The sequence below is a fragment of the Comamonas sp. Tr-654 genome, from assembly GCF_011752915.1.
Lineage (GTDB): Bacteria > Pseudomonadota > Gammaproteobacteria > Burkholderiales > Burkholderiaceae_C > Comamonas.
On the sequence record NZ_VWWQ01000010.1, the window covers coordinates 63,321 to 84,109 of the forward strand.

The 20,789-nt window shown below is 63.3% G+C and carries 17 protein-coding genes; 6 read left to right on the forward strand and 11 right to left on the reverse strand.

Going from position 1 to position 20,789, the window contains the following annotated elements; all coding sequences use genetic code 11:
• The first annotated feature begins 90 nt into the window (after window positions 1–90).
• Together nadA and nadB are read left to right on the forward strand one after the other, a co-directional pair.
• Complete coding sequence (gene nadA / locus F3J24_RS23940; protein WP_167011263.1) at window positions 91–1,224, forward strand: quinolinate synthase NadA; 1,134 nt, start codon at window positions 91–93, stop codon at window positions 1,222–1,224.
• Between the two features lie 15 nt (window positions 1,225–1,239).
• Window positions 1,240–2,766 (forward strand): L-aspartate oxidase, encoded by a 1,527-nt coding sequence (nadB, locus tag F3J24_RS23945; protein ID WP_167011265.1) that lies wholly within the window; start codon window positions 1,240–1,242, stop codon window positions 2,764–2,766.
• Window positions 2,767–2,839: 73 nt separating this feature from the next.
• Here nadB and dcd read toward each other — a convergent pair whose 3' ends face one another.
• The 3 genes from dcd to F3J24_RS23960 all read right to left on the reverse strand — a co-directional run bounded on the left by dcd (window position 2,840) and on the right by F3J24_RS23960 (window position 5,901).
• Complete coding sequence (gene dcd, locus F3J24_RS23950) at window positions 2,840–3,406, reverse strand: dCTP deaminase (protein ID WP_003052512.1); 567 nt, start codon at window positions 3,404–3,406, stop codon at window positions 2,840–2,842.
• Between the two features lie 63 nt (window positions 3,407–3,469).
• Window positions 3,470–4,762 carry a guanine deaminase gene (guaD, locus tag F3J24_RS23955; RefSeq protein ID WP_167011267.1) on the reverse strand — a complete coding sequence of 431 codons (1,293 nt, stop codon included), beginning with the start codon at window positions 4,760–4,762 and terminating at the stop codon, window positions 3,470–3,472.
• Between the two features lie 242 nt (window positions 4,763–5,004).
• Window positions 5,005–5,901 carry a LysR family transcriptional regulator gene (locus F3J24_RS23960; protein ID WP_167011269.1) on the reverse strand — a complete coding sequence of 299 codons (897 nt, stop codon included), beginning with the start codon at window positions 5,899–5,901 and terminating at the stop codon, window positions 5,005–5,007.
• Window positions 5,902–6,007: 106 nt separating this feature from the next.
• Here F3J24_RS23960 and glaH point away from each other — a divergent pair, with 106 nt between their 5' ends.
• The 3 genes from glaH to F3J24_RS23975 all read left to right on the forward strand — a co-directional run bounded on the left by glaH (window position 6,008) and on the right by F3J24_RS23975 (window position 8,766).
• Window positions 6,008–6,931, forward strand: coding sequence for a glutarate dioxygenase GlaH (gene glaH, locus F3J24_RS23965; RefSeq protein WP_167011272.1), 924 nt, complete (start codon window positions 6,008–6,010; stop codon window positions 6,929–6,931).
• Between the two features lie 100 nt (window positions 6,932–7,031).
• Entirely contained in the window at window positions 7,032–8,273 is a 1,242-nt protein-coding gene (locus F3J24_RS23970) for an alpha-hydroxy acid oxidase (RefSeq protein WP_167011280.1), read from the forward strand.
• A 52-nt stretch (window positions 8,274–8,325) separates the two neighbouring features.
• Window positions 8,326–8,766: an HIT family protein gene (locus tag F3J24_RS23975; RefSeq protein ID WP_167011282.1), complete on the forward strand. Its 441-nt coding sequence runs from the start codon at window positions 8,326–8,328 to the stop codon at window positions 8,764–8,766.
• Between the two features lie 79 nt (window positions 8,767–8,845).
• Here F3J24_RS23975 and F3J24_RS23980 read toward each other — a convergent pair whose 3' ends face one another.
• The 3 genes from F3J24_RS23980 to F3J24_RS23990 are packed head-to-tail and all read right to left on the reverse strand — an operon-like array spanning window position 8,846 to window position 13,525.
• A complete protein-coding gene (locus tag F3J24_RS23980) occupies window positions 8,846–10,153 on the reverse strand; it encodes a cytochrome c (protein ID WP_167011283.1) in 1,308 nt (435 codons plus the stop codon).
• Window positions 10,146–10,715 carry a (2Fe-2S)-binding protein gene (locus F3J24_RS23985; protein WP_167011284.1) on the reverse strand — a complete coding sequence of 190 codons (570 nt, stop codon included), beginning with the start codon at window positions 10,713–10,715 and terminating at the stop codon, window positions 10,146–10,148. The genes F3J24_RS23980 and F3J24_RS23985 overlap by 8 nt, the downstream gene beginning before the upstream one ends.
• Window positions 10,715–13,525 (reverse strand): xanthine dehydrogenase family protein molybdopterin-binding subunit, encoded by a 2,811-nt coding sequence (locus tag F3J24_RS23990; protein WP_167011285.1) that lies wholly within the window; start codon window positions 13,523–13,525, stop codon window positions 10,715–10,717. Before F3J24_RS23990 ends, F3J24_RS23985 begins: the two co-directional genes overlap by 1 nt.
• Window positions 13,526–13,831: 306 nt before the next feature.
• On the opposite strand from F3J24_RS23990, the gene F3J24_RS23995 reads away from it, so the two are divergent.
• A complete protein-coding gene (locus F3J24_RS23995) occupies window positions 13,832–14,863 on the forward strand; it encodes a LacI family DNA-binding transcriptional regulator (RefSeq protein WP_167011286.1) in 1,032 nt (343 codons plus the stop codon).
• Between the two features lie 86 nt (window positions 14,864–14,949).
• Here F3J24_RS23995 and F3J24_RS24000 read toward each other — a convergent pair whose 3' ends face one another.
• The 5 genes from F3J24_RS24000 to F3J24_RS24020 all read right to left on the reverse strand — a co-directional run bounded on the left by F3J24_RS24000 (window position 14,950) and on the right by F3J24_RS24020 (window position 20,787).
• On the reverse strand, window positions 14,950–15,996 hold the full coding sequence (locus F3J24_RS24000; RefSeq protein WP_167011288.1) for an adenosine deaminase: 1,047 nt from the start codon (window positions 15,994–15,996) through the stop codon (window positions 14,950–14,952).
• A 164-nt stretch (window positions 15,997–16,160) separates the two neighbouring features.
• On the reverse strand, window positions 16,161–17,135 hold the full coding sequence (locus tag F3J24_RS24005; protein ID WP_167011290.1) for an aromatic ring-hydroxylating dioxygenase subunit alpha: 975 nt from the start codon (window positions 17,133–17,135) through the stop codon (window positions 16,161–16,163).
• A 181-nt stretch (window positions 17,136–17,316) separates the two neighbouring features.
• Entirely contained in the window at window positions 17,317–18,474 is a 1,158-nt protein-coding gene (locus tag F3J24_RS24010) for a BMP family ABC transporter substrate-binding protein (protein WP_167011292.1), read from the reverse strand.
• Between the two features lie 194 nt (window positions 18,475–18,668).
• Window positions 18,669–19,814 carry a BMP family ABC transporter substrate-binding protein gene (locus F3J24_RS24015; protein ID WP_167011294.1) on the reverse strand — a complete coding sequence of 382 codons (1,146 nt, stop codon included), beginning with the start codon at window positions 19,812–19,814 and terminating at the stop codon, window positions 18,669–18,671.
• 52 nt (window positions 19,815–19,866) lie between these two features.
• Window positions 19,867–20,787 carry an ABC transporter permease gene (locus F3J24_RS24020; protein ID WP_167011296.1) on the reverse strand — a complete coding sequence of 307 codons (921 nt, stop codon included), beginning with the start codon at window positions 20,785–20,787 and terminating at the stop codon, window positions 19,867–19,869.
• Between the last annotated feature and the right edge of the window lie 2 nt (window positions 20,788–20,789).

The window sequence follows — 20,789 nt, forward strand, 5'->3', positions numbered from 1 at the left end:
TGTCTCTCAGGTGACAAACGTCAAAAAAGCGGTTTTAATAATACTCAAATTGAGTATAAATATTTAACAGCACAACTCAGGATGGAGACGATGACGATCAGAACCGTGGAATTCGACCAGCCCGCACCGGGCAGCAGCACCCAGAGCAGCACAGGCCAGGCCTGGGCCAGGGTGCTGCCGCCGCAGGACCGCCAACAGCAGCGCGAGACAACACAGCGCATCAAGGCCTTGCTCAGGGAGCGCAATGCCGTCATGGTCGCCCACTACTACGTGGACGGCGCACTGCAGGATCTGGCACGCGATACCGGAGGCTGTGTTGGCGACTCGCTGGAGATGGCGCGCTTTGGCGCCAACCACCCAGCCAGGACCCTGATCGTGGCCGGCGTGCGCTTCATGGGCGAGACCGCCAAGATCCTGAGCCCCGAGAAGACCGTGCTCATGCCCGACGGCGATGCCACCTGCTCGCTGGACTTGGGCTGCCCGGCCGACGAGTTCAGCAGCTTCTGCGACGCCCATCCCGATCGCACCGTGGTCGTCTATGCCAATACCAGCGCCGCCGTGAAAGCCCGGGCCGACTGGGTGGTCACCTCGTCGGTAGGTCAGGACATCGTGGCCGCCTTACATGCCCGCGGCGAAAAAATCCTCTGGGCACCCGACCGCCACCTGGGCAGCCATATCCAGCAGCAAACCGGTGCCGACATGCTGCTGTGGCAGGGCAGCTGCGTGGTCCATGACGAATTCAAGGCCGACGAGCTGCAAGCCCTGGCCAACGCCCACCCTGGGGCCGCGATTCTGGTTCACCCCGAATCGCCGGCCGCCGTCACTGCGCTGGCCGATGTGGTGGGCTCCACCACCCAGCTGATTGCCGCCGTGGGCAAGCTGCCCACCAACACCTTCATCGTTGCCACCGATCAGGGCATTCTTCACGATATGCGCCAGCGCTATCCGGGCAAGCGCTTTCTGGCAGCCCCGACGGCTGGCACGGGCGGCAGCTGCAAAAGCTGCGCCTTCTGCCCCTGGATGGCCATGAACAGCCTGCCCGGCGTGGAGCGGACGCTGCAGCAAGGCAGCGGCGCCATAGAGCTTGATGCGGCGCTGGGCCGGGCCGCCCGCAAGCCCATACAGCGCATGCTGGACTTCGCGGCGGCCCAGCGCCAGCCGGTACGCGCCAGCGGCGAGCTGGAACGCGACGCGGCCCTGTTCCAGAACTTCGGTCCGGCCTGAGAGAGGACAAGCACCATGCCCCAATCCCCGACTGACTGCGATGTGCTCATCATCGGCTGCGGACTGGCCGGCCTGACGCTGGCGCTCAGCCTGCCCAGCAGGCTGCGCATCACCGTGCTCAGCAAAAGCCGTGCCGACGAATGCGCCAGCGCTTGGGCGCAAGGCGGCATTGCCGCCGTGCTGGACCCTGTCGACAGCCTGCAGTCCCATGTGCAGGACACGCTGATCGCCGGTGCCGGCCTCTGCGACGAAGCTGCCGTGCGCCGCATCCTGGAGCAAGGCCCCCAGGCCATCGCCTGGCTGCAAGCCCTGGGCGTTCCCTTCAGCACCGATGCCGAAGGCCGCCTGCACCTGACGCGCGAAGGTGGTCACAGCGCGCGGCGCATCGTGCATGCTGCAGACCGCACCGGGCAGGCCGTGCACCAGACCTTGCTGCAGGCCTGCCAGCGCCTGAAGCACATCACCTTGCTGCAGCATTGCAGCGCCGTGGAACTGCTGCAGGACGCTCAGCAGCGCTGCGTGGGCGCCAGCGTGCGCAATGCCGATGGCCAGCAGCAGAATATGCTGGCCAGCCATACGGTGCTGGCCACGGGCGGCATGGGCCAGATCTACCCCAGCACCACCAACCCGGCCACGGCAACCGGCGACGGCATTGCCATGGCTTGGCGTGCTGGCTGTGTCGTGCGCGATCTGGAGTTCATGCAGTTCCACCCCACGGCCTTGCAGGTGGGCGGCCGGTCCGTGGGCCTGGTCTCGGAAGCGCTGCGCGGCGAAGGCGCCCTGCTGTGCCTGCCGGACCGGCAAGGCCAGTCTGGCGAGCGCTTCATGCTGCGCCATGACCCGCGCGCCGAGCTGGCGCCGCGCGATATCGTGGCCCGTGCCATTGATGGCGAAATGCGTGCCCACCAGTTGCCCCATGTGCTGCTGGACATCACACACCGCAGCCGCGACTGGCTGGCCCGGCATTTTCCCGGCGTCATGGCACTGTGCGCGGCGCACGGCATAGACATCGCCACCCAGCCCATTCCTGTCGCGCCCTGTGCCCACTATGCCTGCGGCGGCGTGCAGGCCCATGTGGACGGCCGCACCGCCGTGGTCGGGCTGTGGGCGATCGGCGAGGTGGCCCGCACCGGCCTGCATGGCGCCAACCGGCTGGCCAGCAACTCTCTGCTGGAATGCGTGGTCATGGCCAGGTCTGCCGCCCTGCGCATGGCCGAGCAGCCACTGCACCGGCCTGCGGCGATTCATGGCAGGCCGCGCAAGTCCGGCAAGAGCCTGAGCGCTGAAAGCCAGCAGGAGATGCGCCACGTGCTGCAGCAGCTGATGCTGCACAACGTGGGCATTGTGCGCAGCAACCACAGCCTGATTGCGGCGGCCAAGCAACTGGTGCTGTGGCGCGCCCAATGGCGCGGTGCCGACCCTGCACTGCGCAACCAGCTGGCCCTGTGCAGCCTGATGGTGGACGCGGCGCTGCAGCGCCATGCCAGCGTGGGCGCGCACTGCAATCTGGACTGGCCGGCGCTCGAAGCGGCAGCTGCCTGATCTGGTCCAACAGCCCAGGAAAGCAAAAAGCCCGCTGTATCCGCAGCGGGCTTTTTTGGTGAAGCAACAGGCCTCAGGCCTTGGGCAGAGTCACGCCATGCTGGCCCTGGTACTTGCCGTTGCGGTCCTTGTAGCTGACTTCGCATTGCTCGTCGCCCTGGAAGAACAGCACCTGGGCGCAGCCTTCGCCCGCATAGATCTTGGCCGGCAGCGGCGTGGTGTTGGAGAACTCCAGCGTCACATAGCCTTCCCACTCGGGCTCGAAGGGCGTCACGTTGACGATGATGCCGCAGCGCGCATAAGTGCTCTTGCCCAGGCAGACGGTCAGCACGTCGCGGGGAATGCGGAAGTACTCGACCGTGCGGGCCAGTGCAAAGCTGTTGGGCGGGATGATGCAGTAATCACCTTCGAAGTCGACAAAGCTCTTCTCGTCAAAATTCTTGGGGTCCACCACCGTGCTGTGGATATTCGTGAAGACCTTGAATTCGCGGGCGCAGCGGATGTCGTAGCCATAGCTCGATGTGCCGTAGCTGATGATCTTCTTGCCGTCGACCTGGCGCACCTGGCCAGGCTCGAAAGGCTCGATCATGCCGTGCTGCTCCGCCATCTGACGGATCCATTTGTCGCTCTTGATGCTCATTAGAAATCCTGTATCGCTTGATTTTTCATAGCGTTGTGCGCTCACAAATCAAGCGCAAGACCGCTATTTTGCTTGAGAAACAATGGTTTGCTCAATCAGGCGGTCATCTCCGAGGATGATCATGGCAAACAGCAGCTCGTCCAGATTGCGTGCCTGGGCCGTCTTGCGCGCCAGCAGCGGTGTGCAGCCGGGGTTGATGACCACCAGATCGGCCTCGCAGCCGGGCTGCAGATTGCCGATCACGCCCTGCAGGCCCAGGGCTCTCGCAGCGCCTGCCGTGTGCTGCCACCACAGGTTCTGTGGCGACAGGCTCTGGCCCTGCTTGGCATGGCCTTCGCGCCCCACCACATAGGCGGCCTGCATGGTGCGAAACGGCGAGAAGCTCATGCCACCGCCCACATCGCTGGCCAGGCCGTAAAGCATGCCGGCCTGGTCGGCCTTGAGGTAGTCGAAATAGCCGCTGGCCAGAAACTGGTTGCTGGTCGGGCTGATGGCCGCCGCCGATCGCGTGTCGTGCATGAGCTGGCGGTCGGTTTCATCGAGCCAGATGCTGTGCGCATAGACGGCGCGCTCGCGCATCAGACCGAAGTCGTCATAGACGGCCAGATAGCTGCGCGACTCGGGGAACAACTCCTTGACCCAGGCAACCTCGTCAAGGTTCTCGGCCACATGGGACTGAATCCAGACATCGCCATACCTGGCTGCCAACTCGCCCGCACCACGCAGCTGCTCGGGCGTGCTGGTGGGCGCAAAGCGCGGCGTGATCGCATAGCCCAGGCGGTCAACGCCATGCCAACGCTGGATCAGCGTCTCGGTGTCGATCAGGCTTTGCTCGGTGTCGTCGCGCACGCCATCGGGGCTGTTGCGGTCCTGCAGGACCTTGCCGGCAATCATGCGCATGCTGCGCTTTTGCGCTGCCGTCATGATGGCGTCCACCGAGGTCGGATGCGAGGTTGCAAAGGCCAGCGCCGTGGTCACACCGTTGCGCAGCAGCTCGTTCATGAAGAAATCGGCCACGCCATCGGCATATTCGCGATCGTGGAAACGCGACTCGTGCGGGAAGGTGTAGTTCTCCAGCCAGGGCAGCAGGCCCGGAGCCGGTGCGCCAATCACATCGGTCTGCGGGTAGTGGATGTGCAGGTCGACAAAGCCCGGTGCCAGCAGCTTGCCGGGCAGGTGAATGACTTGCACGCCTTCGCGCTCAAGATACTGGTCGGCCAGCGCCTGCCAACTGCCCGCAGCCACCACACGCTGCACGCCCGCAGCATCGGAAGCAATCGCCAGCAAGGCGTCGGAGTCATAAACCGCTTGGCCGTCATCGGCGAAGCGCAGCAGGGCACTACGATAGATTTTCATGGACCAGAGCTTACGCGCCCGATCTTGCCTGCGGAACACGGCAGCGCTTATAGAGGCTATACGGCTGCGCGCAGGCCAGGGCTTGCGCTATCAATAACAAAGCTTATTGCGCTTTTCATGCATTGAATTCAATGCAATTCATATCCAAAAACCAATATCAGAAGGTGATAGAAGCTATCACTTTAGGTAGTTAAACACCCGAAACCCGGAGCTGCAACACCGCCCTGCCCGCAGCCGCGTAACTAGGCGGCACAGCTTCTGGCCACGGCCAGAAAGGCGCGCACCGCGGGCGAGTTCTCGCGCTCGCGGTAAGCCAGCGCCATGTGCACGTTCTCCTTGAAGTCGCGCAGCGGCCTGAAGGCCACGCCCGGCTGATTGAGCAGTCGGTTCGACTCGGGCAGCACCACAATGCCATAGCCCGCGGCCGCCAGACTGGTTGCCGTGACGAAATCGTTGACGCGATAGGCCTCGCGTGCCGAAAACCCGGCCGTCTCGGCCAGCCGCGCCAGCACCTCGGCAAAGCCTTCGCTTTCGTTGATGAACTGCGGTGCAATAAAGGTCTGGCCGCGCAGATCGGCCACGCTGATGGATTCATGGCGTGCCAGCGGGTGGTTCTCGGCCAGCGCGACCATGAAGGGCTCGCTGTGCACGATGACCGCCTTGACCCCCTCGGGGTAGCGCCGGCGAGGCCGCAGCAGACCGGCATCGATCTCGCCCTGCTGCAGCGCCTGCAGCTGGCGCGGCGTCTCCATGGCCAGCACCTGCATATGCACCTGCTCATGGCCGGGGCGGAACTGAGTGAGCATGCGCGCCAGCACACCCGAGGTCACGGACGAGGAGATATAGCCCAGCTTGACATGGCCGCTCATGCCCTGGGCCGCCAGTTGCCCGATCTGCTGGGCCCGCTCCATATGGCGCAGCACGGCCACGGCCTCGTCATAAAGCAGCTCCCCCGCATCGGTCAGCGTGATGGGCTTGCGCTTGTTGCGCTGCAGCAGGCGCACGCCCAGCTGCTGCTCCAGCTGCTGCACCTGCACGCTGACGGCGGACTGGGCCACGCCCAGCTTGTCGGCGGCACGCGAGAAATGCAGTTCCTGGGCCACGGCGACAAAGTGCTCGAGTTGGCGGTAGCTGAGCATGGTTTTTTAATCTGAATTTCTTATCAAAAAATGCTTTTAACCCCGTAGATCGTATCAAACAAGAAGTGTTCAATCACACCATTCCTGATTGAAGCACCCGCCCACCATGAACGCTACTACCCCCCAGCACCTGATCCAGCCTGCCGCCTACGAGATCGCCGCTCACCCCGAGCATCCCCGCCTGCTGAAGCTGACGCTGAACACCGAAGCCCTGAACGCCTTCCTGGCCGATGTGCGCGATATCGACGTGCAGAACCTCGAGTACGTTCCCTTCATGCGCTTTCACCTGGCGCGCCGGCTGAAGGCCCACATGGGTGCCGACTTTGGCGAGACCCTGGTGAACATCATCAAGGACCGCAAGCATGGCGGCTTTGTGCTGGGTCTGGAACGCGTAAGCCAGGATAGCGACGACTACGTGAAGTTCGGCACCGCCATCGGCCATATCCTGGGCCCGGCCAACCACGACTCCATGTCCAACAAGTACTACGCACGTTTCCTGGTCAAGCACACCGACGCCAGCGACTCCTATCTGCGTCAGGCCTACCGCCTGTTCACCATGCACACCGACGGCACCTTTGTGACCGAAGCCACCGACTGGCTGCTGATGATGAAGTTCGACGAGCAGAACGCCGTGGGCGGCGAGTCGCGCTTTCTGCACCTGGACGACTGGAGCGAGCTGGACCTCTTCGTGCAGGATCCACTGGGCGCCAGCCCCCTGCTGTACAAGGCCCCCGGCTCCAAGAACGTGAACGAGCGCGTGGAACGCCCCGTGTTCTTCCACGGCGAGTTCGGCCTGTCCATCTCCTTCATCGACCAGTTCGTGCAACCGGCCAACGATGCAGAAGCCGAATATCTGCAGAACCTGTCGGAATCGATGGAAAATTCGCCCGGCACCCGCACTGTCAGCCTGCCCGCCGGCGACCTGGTGGTTCTGAACAACTACTTCTATGTGCACGGCCGCGCGCCGTTCGAGCGTAACGAGCAACTGCACCGCGAGCTGATGCGTCAGCGCGGTACATTTGCTCAGTAAACCTTGAACACCTGATGTTTCTGTCACGCCCCCGTGCACCGCAAGTGTGCGGGGGCGTAGCCAGTTAAACCCCTGAATTTCGCTCCCGAGGCGCCCTACCATGGCATCGTCACAAGCCCCTGCTGCAAACGCAGCCCCCGCCCCCAAGGCACAAGCCGCCTACGGCCAACGTGCAGGGCTGCCCCGTCATCTGCAGAACATCCTGTCGCTGCAGGACTTCGAGGCCGCAGCACGCAAGCACCTGCCCCGCCCGCTTTACGGCTATGTCTCCGGCGCGGCCGAAGACTGCGTCACGCTGCAGGCCAACCGCGACAGTTTCAAGCAATACGGCTTCAGCTCCAGGGTCATGGTGGATGTGTCCAAGCGCAACCAGAAGGTCGAGCTGTTCGGCCAGACCTGGGACTCGCCATTCGGCGTGGCCCCCGTGGGCATCAGCGCCATCTCCGCCTATCGTGGCGATCTGGTGCTGGCGCAGACGGCGGCTGCCAACCGCATTCCCGCCATCATGAGCGGCACCTCCCTGATCCCCATGGAAGAAGTGGCCAAGGCCGCGCCATCGACCTGGTTCCAGGCTTATCTGCCCGGCGACACCACGCGCATCGACGGCCTGATCGAGCGCATTGAGGCCGCCGGCTTCGGCACCCTGGTCATCACCGTGGACATTCCGGTCTGGGCCAACCGCGAAAACAATGTGCGCACAGGCTTCTCCATGCCGCTGCGCCCCTCGCTGCGCCTGGCCTATGACGGGATCACCCGCCCGCGCTGGATGGTGGGCACCATGCTGCGCACCCTGATCAACCACGGCATGCCGCACTTCGAGAACTCGTTTGCCACGCGCGGCGCGCCTCTGCTGTCGGGCACCGCCATCCGCGATACCACGGGCCGCGACCACCTGAACTGGAAGCACATCGAGCGCATCCGTCAGCGCTGGCAGGGCAACCTCATCATCAAAGGCATCCTCAACGAAGACGATGCCGTGATGGCCGCCGATATCGGCGCGCAAGGCATCGTGGTCTCCAACCACGGCGGCCGTCAGCTCGACGGCGTGGTTGCCCCGCTGCAGATGCTGCCCTATGTGGTGGACCGCGTGGGCCACCGCACGGCCGTGATGATGGACAGCGGCATTCGCCGCGGCAGCGATGTGCTCAAGGCCGTGGCCCTGGGCGCGCGCATGGTGTTTTTGGGCCGCCCCTTCATGTATGCCGCTGCCGTGGGCGGTGCGCAGGGCGTGGATCACGCCATCACGCTGCTACGTGACGAGGTGGACCGCAATATGGCCATGCTGGGCGCCAACTCCATGGCCGAGATCACCCGCGACTGCCTACGCGCGACGCTGGCCTGAAACCGGTCAGCCTCTAAGATAGAACGCTTGAACCATAAAAAAGGAGAGCGTCATGCCCATGTTTGTAGACCACTCGCTGGCTGGTGAGTGCATTTTCTGCAAGCTCGTCAAAGGGGAGATTCCATCGGCCAAGGTCTATGAGGACGAGCTGACCATCGCCTTCATGGACATCGGCCAGGCCACACACGGCCATGTGCTGGTGGCCAGCAAGCGCCATGCCGTCAATCTGCTGGAGCTGACGCCCGAGGAAGCCGGAGCAGTGATGCAGACGGCCCAGCGCGTGGCGGCCGCGGTGAACAAGGCCTTCGATCCCGACGGCATCAATATCTTCCAGGCCAATGGCGCGCCGGCGGGGCAGACAGTATTCCACTTTCATCTGCATGTGCTGCCGCGCTTCGAGGGCGATGGCCTGTCCGTGGTCTGGCAGCGCGAGGAACCGGGCTTTGCCGTGCTGGGTGAGCTGGCCGAGAAAATCAAGGCGGAATTCGCTTAAGTCGAATCACTATTAAAAAAAGAGCTGCCAGCGCTTGATGGATAAGCGCTGGCAGCTCTTTTTACTTGAAACCCCTGCTTTAGTGGGATTCAGCGGTCTTGATGACGTCGGCCACTTGCGCCGGCGTCACATCGCCCTTCTGGCGGCCCCAGCGCAGACGCATGTAGTTGACTAGGTCGGCCATGTCTTCATGGCTGAGCTGATCGGCAAAACCGGGCATGGCCTGCATGCGCTCGCCATGGGCCAGATCACGCTCGGGCAGGCCTTCGCGGATCACGCGCACCAGATTCAGCGGCGTGGGGAACATGGCCGTGGTGTTGGTGTCGAGACGCAGCGAGGAATGCGGCTGACCCTGGCCATCGACGCCGTGGCAGCCTGCGCACAGACCGACGTAGATGCGTTCGCCATTGGCTGCAGTCTGCGTTTCAGGCGCTTCGGCAGTTGCCTTGGGCTCCGGCTTTGCAGCCGGCTTTTCACCCTGCATCAGATAGGCGGCCATGGCCTTGAGGTCGCCCTCCTCCATATGCGCACTGGAATGCTGCAGCACGGGGAACATGCCCATGGTCATCACGCCCTGGGGCGAGAGGCCGGTGCGCAGAAACTGCACCAGATCCTGCTCGCTCCAGCCGCGCTCGGCCATGGCCTTGGGGCGCAGGTCTGGGGCGTAGGCGCCTTCGATCACATTGCCCGCCAGCGACTTGCTGAGGTCCATGGCAAAGCTGCTGGTGCGCGGCGTATGGCATTCGCCGCAGTGACCCAGGGTGTTGACCAGATAGGCGCCGCGATCGAGCGTATTGGCTGCCTCGGGGGCGGGCTCGCCCGCAGGGCGCTCCAGCGCATTCCACAGCGCGAGACCGGGGCGGATGCTGAACGGGAAGTGCATCTCCGGCTGACGGTTGGCCACTTCCACGGCCGGTTGGGCCTGCAGCCAGACCCAGAGCGCATCGACATCGGCGCGCGTGATGTCGTGGTAGCTGGCATAAGGCATGGCGGGATAGAGGTTCTTGCGCCCCGGTGCCATGCCGCGCGCCACGGCGCGGTACAGATCGTCAGCCGACCACTTGCCTATGCCATGCTCCTTAGAAGGCGAGATGTTCGTGCCGTACAAGGTGCCCATGGGCGTGACCATGGCCATGCCTCCGGCCAGCTCGGCGCCCGTGGTGGGCGAGCTGTGGCAGGCCGCGCAGTCGGCAGCGCGAAACACCTGCAGGCCGCGATCGAACAGCTTTTGCTTTTGCTCGGCACTGATGTTGGCAAAGTCCACCGTGGCAGGCGGCACGCTGCCGCTTGCACTGCCCGCGATATACATGCCGCCCAGCACCACCACGGCTGCGGCGGCAATGCCTGCGGCGATCTTGGTGAACTTGCTGCGTTGAGCTTTATCCATGACGGCTGACCTCCCGCGTGCGCTGGCCCGTGGTCAGGCCTGGCGTGCCCAGAATCAGGTCGCGCACGGCGTGGTAGTAGCGCACATAGCCGGTGCAGCGGCAGATATGCTTGTCCAGCGCGGCTTCCACGGCTTCTTCCACGGCGTTGGCATCCACGGGCCTGGCATGCAGCTGTTCCATCAGCACGGTGGCCGAGTTCACAAAACCCGGCGTGCAATAGCCGCACTGAAACGAGAAATGCTCGAGGAATGCTTTTTGCACGGCAGAGGCCGTGATCTGGCCGGTGTCATCGGTGCGGGCCGCACCTTCGATGGTGCGCAGGCTTTTGCCATTGAGCCAGGCCACGCCGGTTACGCAGGCGGGCACGGTGTGCGAGCCCTTGCCGGGCTCGTCCACGATGATGGTGCAGGCGCGGCAAACACCCTGACCGCAGCCAAGGCGCGTACCGTTCAAGCCCGCATATTCCTGCAGGAACTCGATCATCATCAGATCCTTGGGCAGCTCATGCGGGCCGGTCTTCTGACCGTTGATGGTGGCGGAAAACTGGATACGTTGCTGCATCACAATGCCTTTTTGATTCGCTCCGCGCTCAGCGGCAGTTGATAGAAGCGCTTGCCGATGGCGTGGGCCACGGCATTGGCGCAGGCAGCGACGACGGGGATCATCACCACTTCGGCCATGCCCTTGGGCGGGTCGGTGCGCGATACCGGAGGCAGCACATGGCCCTCGGCCGTCCACACGGCCAACTCGCTGGCGCGCGGCAGGTGGTAGCGGTTGAGGTTCCAGCTGCCGTTGCCGGGGCCGCTCGGACCCAGGGGCAGCTCTTCGTACAGAGCGTGGCCGATACCCATGGCCACGCCGCCCTGCAACTGGCCAGAGACCAGCTCGGGCACGATTTGCGAGCCGCATTCCAGCCAGGTCTTGTGCCCCAGCAGCGTCACCTTGCCAGTGCCCGTGGATACGGCCAGCTCCAACAGCGTGGCGCAAGGCGCGTAATACACCGCGCCAGCCGCCAGACGATGCACCGGCGGATAGCTGACCTTGACGCGCGGCTGGAAGACATAGCCGGCGCTGTCCATCGCGGCCTTTTGGGCTGCGTCGGCACCATTGCCAAAGCGAACGGACAGCGCATCGATCTCGGCGGCAAAGCGCTTGCCGCCCAGCTCGAACTCGGCACTGGCCCAGGAGCGGCGATTGAAGGTGTGGACGCAGACACCGGTGATCAGCCCCAGCTCATGGGCACGTGCGGCCAGGCGTTCCAGCGTCAAGGGCTCCATGGCTCCGGCCACCAGCTTGCCATCCTTCCACTCGGCTTCATCGAGCGAGACCGGCATGCCCTGCAGCGGCCCGCCAAACGGGTTGCCCCAGATGGACAGCGCCGCAGGCCACAGACCATGGGCCAGCAGCAGCTTGGCGGCCTGGCGCGTGGTGTGGGTGAAGTAGTAGGCCGAGTTGGAGGCCGACTGCGGCGAGGTGAAGCTAGGCACCCAGTACGGATCCTGCGACTGGCGATCCTCATCGGCCTGGGGCGTGGAGTTGGGTTGCTCCTGCGTATGCACGGGCATCTCGGGCCATTTCTGCGCCGCAAACTCCACCTCGTCCACAGGGCGGCCGAGAAAGGGCTCTGCCGCCAGCATCTGCGCCGTAGTGGTGCCGGTGCCGATTTCTGCCGTGATGTGCTTCATCTTGAGCTTGCCTTCGGGCGATAGCTCGATCAATGCCAGCGCGGCTTCGCCAGCGGTACCAAAGCTTTTTTGCACCGAGGCAAAACCCACACCGTAGCGCACGCCGGGATTGGCGGCCTCGTACTCGGCCTTGCGTTGGGCACGGTTCACCCACACCGGATCCTTGGCAGCCAGGGCCAGAATCTCGCCAATGCGCAACTGGCCCGCAGGCACGGCGCCCTGGGTGTTGCGCAAACCTGTACGCAGCATGTTCTTCTGGCGCAGCGCGATGGCATCCATGCCGATCCGCTCGGCAATTTCATCGACCAGCATTTCGGTCGGAGCCATGGACTGCAGCGTGCCGTAGCCGCGCACCGACCCTGCCGTGACCTCGCTGCTGGGGAAGACGGCCACCGACAGATCGCTCTTGGGAAAGTAGTACACCGACTGCGAAGACGCGACACCGAGCGTGCCCACCGAGGGGCTGAAGTTCATCGTGCCGCCGCCGTCGCCGCGCATATCCACCGAGAAGGCCTGGAACTGCCCCTCGGCATCCACGGCAATCGTGGTCTTGAGGTCGAAGGGGTGTCGCTTGAGCGCGAACTGGAAATGCTGCCAGCGGTCCAGCGCCAGGCGCACCGGGCGGCCTTCGGCATACAGCGCCGCCAGTGCCACGTAGTATGGGAAGGAGTGGTGCTCCTTCTGCCCGTAGCCCACGGTGTAGGCACTCAGGTAATCCATTTCCTTGAGCGCAAAGCGACTGGCCTTGACCATGCCAACCATATGGCCCGCCGTGGCGTAGGGCGCTTGCGTGGCACCCACCATGTGCATCACGCCCTTGGCGGGCTCGTACCAGGCCAGACCGTTTTCGGGCTCCAGTGCGGCGGGCTCCATAGACTGGCTGTGATAGCTGCGCGAGAAGACCTGGGTGCCCTCGGGCGGCTGCCTGAGCAGTTGCTGAATCTGGGCCGAGTACTGCATGGCCTTGCCATGTTTGAGATCGTCTGCGCCGGGCCATTGCACCTCGGGGCCGGTCAGCTGCGGGCGCACGATACCGTTGTACAGAGGTGCGTACAGATCGGGCTCGTCGTGCTTTTCGGCACCCATGCGCACATAGCGCGCGGCCACATAGGGCTTGCGTCTGGGCGGCGTGGCGGCAGCGCCCCACCGGAAGATTCCGTCATTGAAACGCAGCAGGCGTACGGCTTCGCGGTAGTGCTCGTAGTCATGCCAGATTCCCAAGGCCACGGGCTGGCCCAGCATGGGCGAGACCTGACCCTTGGGCAAGAAGTAGCTGCCGTAAAAACCCGGCTCGGGCATGTGCACGCCATCGGCCTCGGCGCGCTCGGCATCCACCAGCACATCGGGAGCAAAGTCCTTGCCCAGCACGGACAGGTCCAGACCTTCGTAGATGCGGTCGGCACGCGGAACCATGATCAAAAGCGCATAGGACTGCTTGTCAGGCCAGCCCGCCATGTCGCGCGCGCGCAGATCGATGGCAAACAGCTTCTGGCCCGTGACCTTGGCCATGCCGTCGCGGCGGTAGCGGAGCTGGCCGCCGTCCATCCAGCCAGCGTCCTGACCACTTGCCGGCTCGACCATCTGCGCCAGCGCCTGCTCCAGCGGGCGTACTCCGGCAAGCACTCCCAGGGCGGCTGCGGCCTTCAAAAAGCTGCGCCGGCTCAAATCCGATTTGGGCACATTCATTCTCCAGTGAGCAAACCGAAGCGGCGGCAGGCCAGCACCCCGGTCGCAATTGACTCGCAGCGCTGCCCGACAACCAGGGCAACGCTCGGATATCTGCACATCGGCCGGCACTGCGGCCGAGCGGCATATGGATATCGTTTTCAAAAAGAAAATCGATTTGGCATCTGGACTGCATCAATTTTTCTTATGAATAATTGATGCAAAGCCAAAATAACCAAATCGATTTGGGCAAAGTAAAGTATACAAAAACTTCAGCAATGCCTGCCGTGCGCTCCGCAATGACCGCCCGCACTCTTGAGGAATTCCATGGCCGACATCCCCAGCCAACGCATCACCATCTCCGACGTGGCCCGTGAGGCCGGTGTTTCACGCACCACGGTCTCGCACGCGCTCAATGGCCGCGGTCAGGTCGACCCGGCCACACGCCTGAAGGTGGAGGAAGCTGCACGCAGCCTCGGCTACCGGCCCAATCGCCATGCGCAGCGCCTGCGAACAGGCGGCGCCAGCATGATTGCGCTGATGTCGTCCATGCCATTCACGGTCTCGGGCGGCCCCTCGCGGCTGGGGTTCTTCATGGAAGTGGCAGCTGTCGCGGCCTCGTCGGCGCTTGAACGCGGCCTGGTCATGGCGCTGGTTCCGCCTCACCGGCCCGGCCAGACTTCGCTGAACCTGCTCGATATCGACGGCGCCCTGGTCATAGAACCACAAGCCGGCGACCCCCAGCTGGCAGAGCTGCTGCAGCAGGGCCTGCCGGTGGTGTCCATCGGCCGCCCCGGTGGCGACAATGTCAACGTGCCCTATGTCGATCTGCTGTCGGGTCCCGCCACGCAGATGCTGCTAACGCATATGCTGGCAGCCGGAGCCAGGCAGATCGGGCTGGTGGTCGGCGCCTCGGAACGCACTTCCTACAGCCAGGCCGAGCAGGCCTATGCAGCCATGGCAGCCGGTCATGGCATGCAACCTGTGGTGTTGCGCATGGATGAAGCCGAAGGCGAAGATGGTGGCCATGCCGCAGCCCAGCAGTTGCTGTGCGAACACCCCGAGCTCGACGCGCTGCTGGTCATGGTCGATGCCTTTGCCGTGGGCGCTGCCCGCTACGCTCAGCAGGCAGGCCTGCGCATTCCCGAAGATCTGATGCTGGCCACGCGCTACGACGGCCTGCGTGCGCGCAGTTGCGAGCCACCGCTGACGGCACTGGACCTGCATCTGGAAGACATCGCCCAGCAGGCGGTCGATCTGCTGTTCGAGCATCTGCGCGGCGACACCACGAGGCGCATGGCCACCGGACCTTTGCCGGCCCTGGCACTGCGCCGCTCCACGCAAAGAAAGCCCGGCTGAATCGCTTCAACCGGGCTTGCAATTCTCGGAACCCAGACTATGGACGCTTGTGAAGACGGCCGCTGCGCCGCTCAGCAGTCACTTCGTCAAGCCGCGGCATATTCCCGAAACACTTCGTCGAGACGTGCAATCCACTCCTGCTTCTGCGCCTGGCTGGCAAAGCTCGCTTCCAGACTGTTGCGCGCCAGCTGGTAGGCCTCGGGCGCACCCATGCCCGTAGCGGCAAATAGCTGGGTGTAGTTTTCGTTGACGTAGCCGCCGAAATAGGCCGGGTCGTCCGAGTTGATCATGACCTTGAGCCCGGCCGCCAGCAATCGCGGCAGATTGTGATCGGCCAGGTCCTTGATCACGCAGAGCTTGAGATTCGACAACGGGCAGACCGTCAGCGGAATCTGCTCCTTGACCAGCCTCTGCATCAGCAGCGCATCCTGCTCGGACTGCACGCCATGGTCTATGCGCTCCACATTCAGCACATCCAGTGCGCCCCAGATATAGGCGGGCGGCCCCTCCTCCCCGGCATGGGCCACCAGGCGCAGGCCCAACTGCTTGCAGCGTTCAAAAACGCGGGTGAACTTCTCGGGGGGATTGCCCAGCTCGCTGCTATCCAGCCCCACGCCGATAAAGCGATCACGCAGCGGCAGCGCGGCCTCCAGCGTCTGCAGGGCGCTTTCTTCGCTCAGATGGCGCAGAAAGCTCAGAATCAGCGAGGAGGAAATGCCCTGCTCGATCTGCGCGTCACGGCAGGCGCGGTAAAGACCGTTGATGACGGTCTCCATCGCCACGCCCCGCTCGGTATGGGTCTGCGGATCGAAGAAGATTTCCGTGTGCACCACATTGTCGGCCACGGCACGATCCAGATAGGCGCGCGCCATGTCGTAGAAATCCTGCTCATGCAGCAGCACGCTGGCACCCGCGTAATAGATGTCCAGAAAGCTCTGCAGATCGGTAAATGCATAGGCTGCGCGCAGTGCCTCGACGCTGTCATAGGCCAGAGGTATCTGGTTGCGCTGCGCCAGCGCAAAAATCAGTTCGGGTTCCAGCGAACCCTCGATATGCATATGCAGCTCGGCCTTGGGCATGGCGCGCAGCAGCTCCGGCAGACGGGCAGCATCTAGGGCAGGCACGGTGTTCATCTTTATTCTCCTTGGCGCTGCGCGCCATTCAATGTCTAGCCTATCAAACCGGCACAGCTCGTGCCATATGGTCAGCCCGACAGGTCTGCGACTTCGGTCTTGCCGCCGCAAGCCCGTGGCTCAACCGCATGTACGACCATGCGGCAAAGGCTCTCAGGCCGGTCTCAGCAGGTTCCGAAGCCTATCGCCTGGGCCTTCAGGAAGCGGCGATAGGCCGACGACATGCGGTCGGCCGCCGAGTGCATTTCCGCACGTGGGTCCAGCGGCAGCGCCTTGGGCAGCTGCGACTCCAGCACTGGCTGGTCCTGCACAAAGATGGTGTGCTGGAAGGTCTGCAACTGCTCGTCGGTCGATTCAAAGTCCGCGACCGCCAGCCGGAACCAGACACGGCTGGTTTCGGGAGTGACGGGACAGATGAACAGGCCGATCTGCTCGCGCCAGCCCTGCTTGGAGCTGCCCTCTTCGGGAATCTTGGTCAGCACGGCGGTGTAGGCAGCGGTCACTTCGTAGGTGTATTCCACCTCGGCCGCCTGGGTGGAATGCAGATTGGACTGGGGCTGCACGGCCTTGCAACCCGTCGCCAGCACGCCGGTGGCGGTGGTCTCCACCTTGTAGGCGGCAATGGCCGTGGCGTCACGGCTGCCCAGCCAGCCTTCGTGCACAAAGCCGAAGTGGGACATGTCGAGAAAGTTCTCGATGATGCGCGGCGCACTGGCCGCCACATCGTAGGGCCCGCAGTTCACCTTGCGCAGATGCTGGTCCGTTTCGGCAGCGAACATCGGCAGCTGGCTGTCGGAAGGCTCAAGCCGTACCCAGATCAGGCCATAGGCTTCCTGCACCTCGAAGGCCTGCACGCGCTGCGATGCAGGAGGCGTGAAATCGGGCACGGCTGGCACCTTCACGCATTGGCCTCCCGATGAGAATTGCCAGCCGTGATAGGGGCATTCCAGATGCCCGTTCTCCACACGCCCCATGGACAGGCGTGCACCGCGATGCGGGCAGCGGTCCACAAAGGACTGAACCAGTCCCTCGGCACTGCGCCACAGCACCAGCGGCTGTTCCAGCAGTAGCACGGAAAACGGCGCGCTCACCACATCGGAGGATTGGGCAACAGGATGCCAGAGGGTACGTTCAGTCATGGGGATACTCGTCATTATCGAAATACAAAGGGCCGCTCTGCGGCGGCCCTGTCGCTGCAAGTCGTGTCTGGACGACTGTTAACAGCCAACACTACGCGGCAAACCAGGGGTCTGCCTTGAAGACATGCGCCACAGGCCGCAATCGGAGCGACAAGGCAGCGCGATGCCTGATCGGCAGTGCTTACTTGGCGTCGCCGCCGGGCACTTTGCCTTCCACGCCCTTGACGTAGAAGTTGATGCCTTTGAGGAAGCCGTCGTCGGCAACCTTGTCGGCAGCGATCAGTTCCTTGCCGTCCTGGCCGGTGATAGGACCCTTCCAGATGGTGAATGTACCTTCCTTCAGTCCCTTTTTCACGTCCTCAACCTTTGCCTTGATCTCGGCGGGAATGTCCTCGGCCAGAGAAACAATGTCGATCACGCCTTCCTTGACGCCCCACCAGGTCTGGCGGCTGCTCCACTTGCCATCCAGCGCGCTGCGCGTGGAGTCGATGTAGTAAGGCGCCCAGTTGATGATGGACGAGCCCAGGTGAGCCTTGGGGCCGTAGGCCGTCATGTCCGAATCCCAGCCGAAGGCGCGCTTGCCTTTTTCCTCGGCCGTCTTCAGCACCGCAGGCGAATCGGTGTTCTGGAACAGGATGTCAGCGCCGCCGTTGATCAGGCTGGTTGCAGCTTCGGTTTCCTTGGGAGGGCTGAACCATTCGTTGACCCAGACCACCTTGGTCTTGATCTTGGGGTTCACGGACTGGGCGCCCAGCGTGAAGCTGTTGATATTGCGGATGACTTCGGGAATCGGCACCGAACCCACCACACCCAGGGTGTTGGACTTGGTCATGCCACCAGCAATGATGCCGGCCAGATAGGCGCCCTCGTATGTGCGGCTGTCATAGGTGCTGACATTGGCAGCGGTCTTGTAGCCGGTGGCATGTTCCCACTTCACATCGGCGAACTCGGGGGCCAGCTTCTGGATCACGTCCATATAGCCGAAGGTGGTGCCGAACACCAGCTTGTTACCCTGCGAGGCCATGTCGCGCAGCACGCGCTCGGCATCGGCACCTTCAGGCACGCTCTCCACGTAGCTGGTCTTGATCTTGTCACCGAACTCTTTTTCCAGGGCCTTGCGGGCCTGGTCATGGGCAAAGGACCAGCCACCGTCGCCCACCGGGCCGACATAAGCAAAAGCAATCTTCAGAGGTTCCGGAGCAGCGGCGGCAGGTGCGGCTGCGGGGGCAGCAGCTGGCGCCGGTGCTTCTTCCTTCTTGCCGCAGCCCACGAGAGCGGCCGAGGCCACAGCCGTCAGTGCGGCGACCTTGATCAATGAACGCTTGTGCAAATCAGTCATTAAAGTTTCCTTGAAACAAAGAGTGAGGTTTGAAACCGGCAACAGCGCAGTACCTGGGATGCCGGTTACACCTTGGGCAATATATGCATAAACCGAGCCAAATTGCAGCCCGGTATCCTGAAAACGACAGCGCAAAAAGAAAGGCCCCTCGGGGCCTTTGATCGGACGTCGGTCGGACGTCCCGCAGTCAGCGCTTATTTGGCGCCGGGCACCTTGCCCTCGATACCGTTGACATAGAAGTTGATGCTGCGCAGCCAGGCGTCATCCGCCACCTTGCCAGCTTCCAGCAACTCCTTGCCGGTGTTGTCCTTGATGGGACCGGTCCAGACGGCGAAGGAGCCGTCCTTCAGGCCGGCGCGGGCCTTCTCCACCTTGTCCTTGATTTCCTGGGGCACGTCGTCGGCGATCTTCTTCAGATCGATGGCGCCTTCCTTCACGCCCCACCAGAAGTTGCCGGTCTGCCAGTTGCCGGCCAGCGTGTCTTCCACCACCTTGCTGTAGTAGGGAGTCCAGTCGATCACGGCCGAGCCCAGGTGGGCCTTGGGTGCGAAGCCGCTCATGTCGCCGTCCTTGCCAAAGGCACGGGCACCGCGCTCTTCGGCCGTCTTCAGCACGGCGGGGGAGTTGGTGTTCTGGTACATCACGTCCACGCCACCGTTGATCAGGCTGTTGGCGGCTTCGGATTCCTTGGGAGGAGCGAACCACTCGTTCACCCAGACCACCTTGGCCTTGATGGAGGGATCGATGCTCTGGGCGCCCAGCACGAAGCTGTTGATATTGCGCACCACTTCGGGAATGGGCACCGAAGCCACCACGCCCACGGTCTTGGTCTTGGTCATGGCGCCCGCCACGATGCCGGCCAGATAAGCACCTTCAAAGGTCTTGGTGTCGTACACGGCTGCGTTGTCGGCTGTCTTGTAGCCGGTGGCGTGTTCAAACTTCACATCCTTGGCGTCAGCAGCGACCTTTTGCACAAAGTCCTGATAGCCGAAGCTGGTGGCAAAGACCAGCTTGTTGCCCTGACCGATCATGTCGCGCATCACACGCTCGGCGTCGGCAGACTCGGGAACGCTCTCGACCATGGAGGTCTCGATCTTGTCGCCGAACTTTTCCTGAATGGCCTTGCGACCCAGCTCGTGCTGATAGGTCCAGCCGCCGTCGCCGATGGGGCTCACATACATGAAGCCGATCTTGAGCTTGTCGGCAGCAGGTGCTGCCGCAGGTGCGGCGGCAGGCGCTGCAGGAGCCTCTTCCTTCTTGCCGCAAGCGGTCAGCACCGCCATGGAAACAGCCGACAGGCCGATCATCTTGATCAGAGCGCGTTTGCCCAGAGTCGTCATTGGAGTTGTCCTCTCGTTATTTTTGAAAAGCGGATTGCACCACATTTGGGCATCACGCTCCAGGGTAGAAGGGTTTTCCCAGGGAAGCTGGCATATTGGCCCGAATCCAGGTCGGATTACGCGAGATCAGCACCAGCACCACGATGGTGGCCAGATAAGGCAGCATGGACAGAATCTGGCTGGGCACCTGAACCCCCGTGGCCTGCAGATGGAACTGCAGCATGGTCACCCCGCCAAACAGATAGGCGCCCAGCAGGACCCGAGCCGGCCGCCAGGTCGCAAATGTCGTCAGCGCCAGAGCGATCCAGCCACGACCCGACACCATGTTCTCCACCCACAGCGGCGTGTAGACCACGGAGATGAAGGCGCCCGCCAGACCGCACATCGCACCGCCAAACATCACGGCCATCAGACGGATACGGCGCACGGGGTAGCCCAAGGCATGGGCCGAGGATGGCGACTCGCCGACCGAGCGCAACACCAGGCCCGCACGCGTGCGGTACAGAAACCAGACCATCAGGGCGGCCAGCACGATGGCACCGTATACCAGCGGGTGCAGCGTGAACAAGGCCGGGCCCACGACCGGCAGATCTGCCAGACCAGGAATGGAGTACTTGGGCAGCTCGGGCAGCTTGGCCTGTACATAGCCCAGGCCCACAAATGCCGAAAAGCCCGCGCCGAACAGCGACAGCGCAAGACCGGTTGCGTACTGGTTGGTGTTGAACCAGATCACCAGCCCGCCAAAGATGGCGGCCAGCAAGGCCCCGGCCAGCATGCCCGCACCAAAGCCCACCCAGGTATTGCCGGTGTGCACGGTAGCGGCAAAACCGGCAATGGCGGCGCAAAGCATCATGCCTTCGGCGCCGAGATTGACGATGCCCGATTTTTCATTGATCAGCAGGCCCAGGGCCGCCAGCGCCAGAACAGTGCCGGCGCTGAGGGTGGAGCCCAGCAGCAGTGCATAGGATTCCATGG

Excerpts from the sequence above, each read along its gene's own strand:
- nadA (WP_167011263.1), top strand. The coding sequence starts at position 91 with ATGACGATCAGAACCGTGGAATTCGACCAGCCCGCACCGGGCAGCAGC.
- nadB (WP_167011265.1), top strand. The coding sequence starts at position 1,240 with ATGCCCCAATCCCCGACTGACTGCGATGTGCTCATCATCGGCTGCGGA.
- dcd (WP_003052512.1), bottom strand. The coding sequence starts at position 3,406 with ATGAGCATCAAGAGCGACAAATGGATCCGTCAGATGGCGGAGCAGCAC.
- guaD (WP_167011267.1), bottom strand. The coding sequence starts at position 4,762 with ATGAAAATCTATCGTAGTGCCCTGCTGCGCTTCGCCGATGACGGCCAA.
- F3J24_RS23960 (WP_167011269.1), bottom strand. The coding sequence starts at position 5,901 with ATGCTCAGCTACCGCCAACTCGAGCACTTTGTCGCCGTGGCCCAGGAA.
- glaH (WP_167011272.1), top strand. The coding sequence starts at position 6,008 with ATGAACGCTACTACCCCCCAGCACCTGATCCAGCCTGCCGCCTACGAG.
- F3J24_RS23970 (WP_167011280.1), top strand. The coding sequence starts at position 7,032 with ATGGCATCGTCACAAGCCCCTGCTGCAAACGCAGCCCCCGCCCCCAAG.
- F3J24_RS23975 (WP_167011282.1), top strand. The coding sequence starts at position 8,326 with ATGCCCATGTTTGTAGACCACTCGCTGGCTGGTGAGTGCATTTTCTGC.
- F3J24_RS23980 (WP_167011283.1), bottom strand. The coding sequence starts at position 10,153 with ATGGATAAAGCTCAACGCAGCAAGTTCACCAAGATCGCCGCAGGCATT.
- F3J24_RS23985 (WP_167011284.1), bottom strand. The coding sequence starts at position 10,715 with ATGCAGCAACGTATCCAGTTTTCCGCCACCATCAACGGTCAGAAGACC.
- F3J24_RS23990 (WP_167011285.1), bottom strand. The coding sequence starts at position 13,525 with ATGAATGTGCCCAAATCGGATTTGAGCCGGCGCAGCTTTTTGAAGGCC.
- F3J24_RS23995 (WP_167011286.1), top strand. The coding sequence starts at position 13,832 with ATGGCCGACATCCCCAGCCAACGCATCACCATCTCCGACGTGGCCCGT.
- F3J24_RS24000 (WP_167011288.1), bottom strand. The coding sequence starts at position 15,996 with ATGAACACCGTGCCTGCCCTAGATGCTGCCCGTCTGCCGGAGCTGCTG.
- F3J24_RS24005 (WP_167011290.1), bottom strand. The coding sequence starts at position 17,135 with ATGACTGAACGTACCCTCTGGCATCCTGTTGCCCAATCCTCCGATGTG.
- F3J24_RS24010 (WP_167011292.1), bottom strand. The coding sequence starts at position 18,474 with ATGACTGATTTGCACAAGCGTTCATTGATCAAGGTCGCCGCACTGACG.
- F3J24_RS24015 (WP_167011294.1), bottom strand. The coding sequence starts at position 19,814 with ATGACGACTCTGGGCAAACGCGCTCTGATCAAGATGATCGGCCTGTCG.
- F3J24_RS24020 (WP_167011296.1), bottom strand. The coding sequence starts at position 20,787 with ATGGAATCCTATGCACTGCTGCTGGGCTCCACCCTCAGCGCCGGCACT.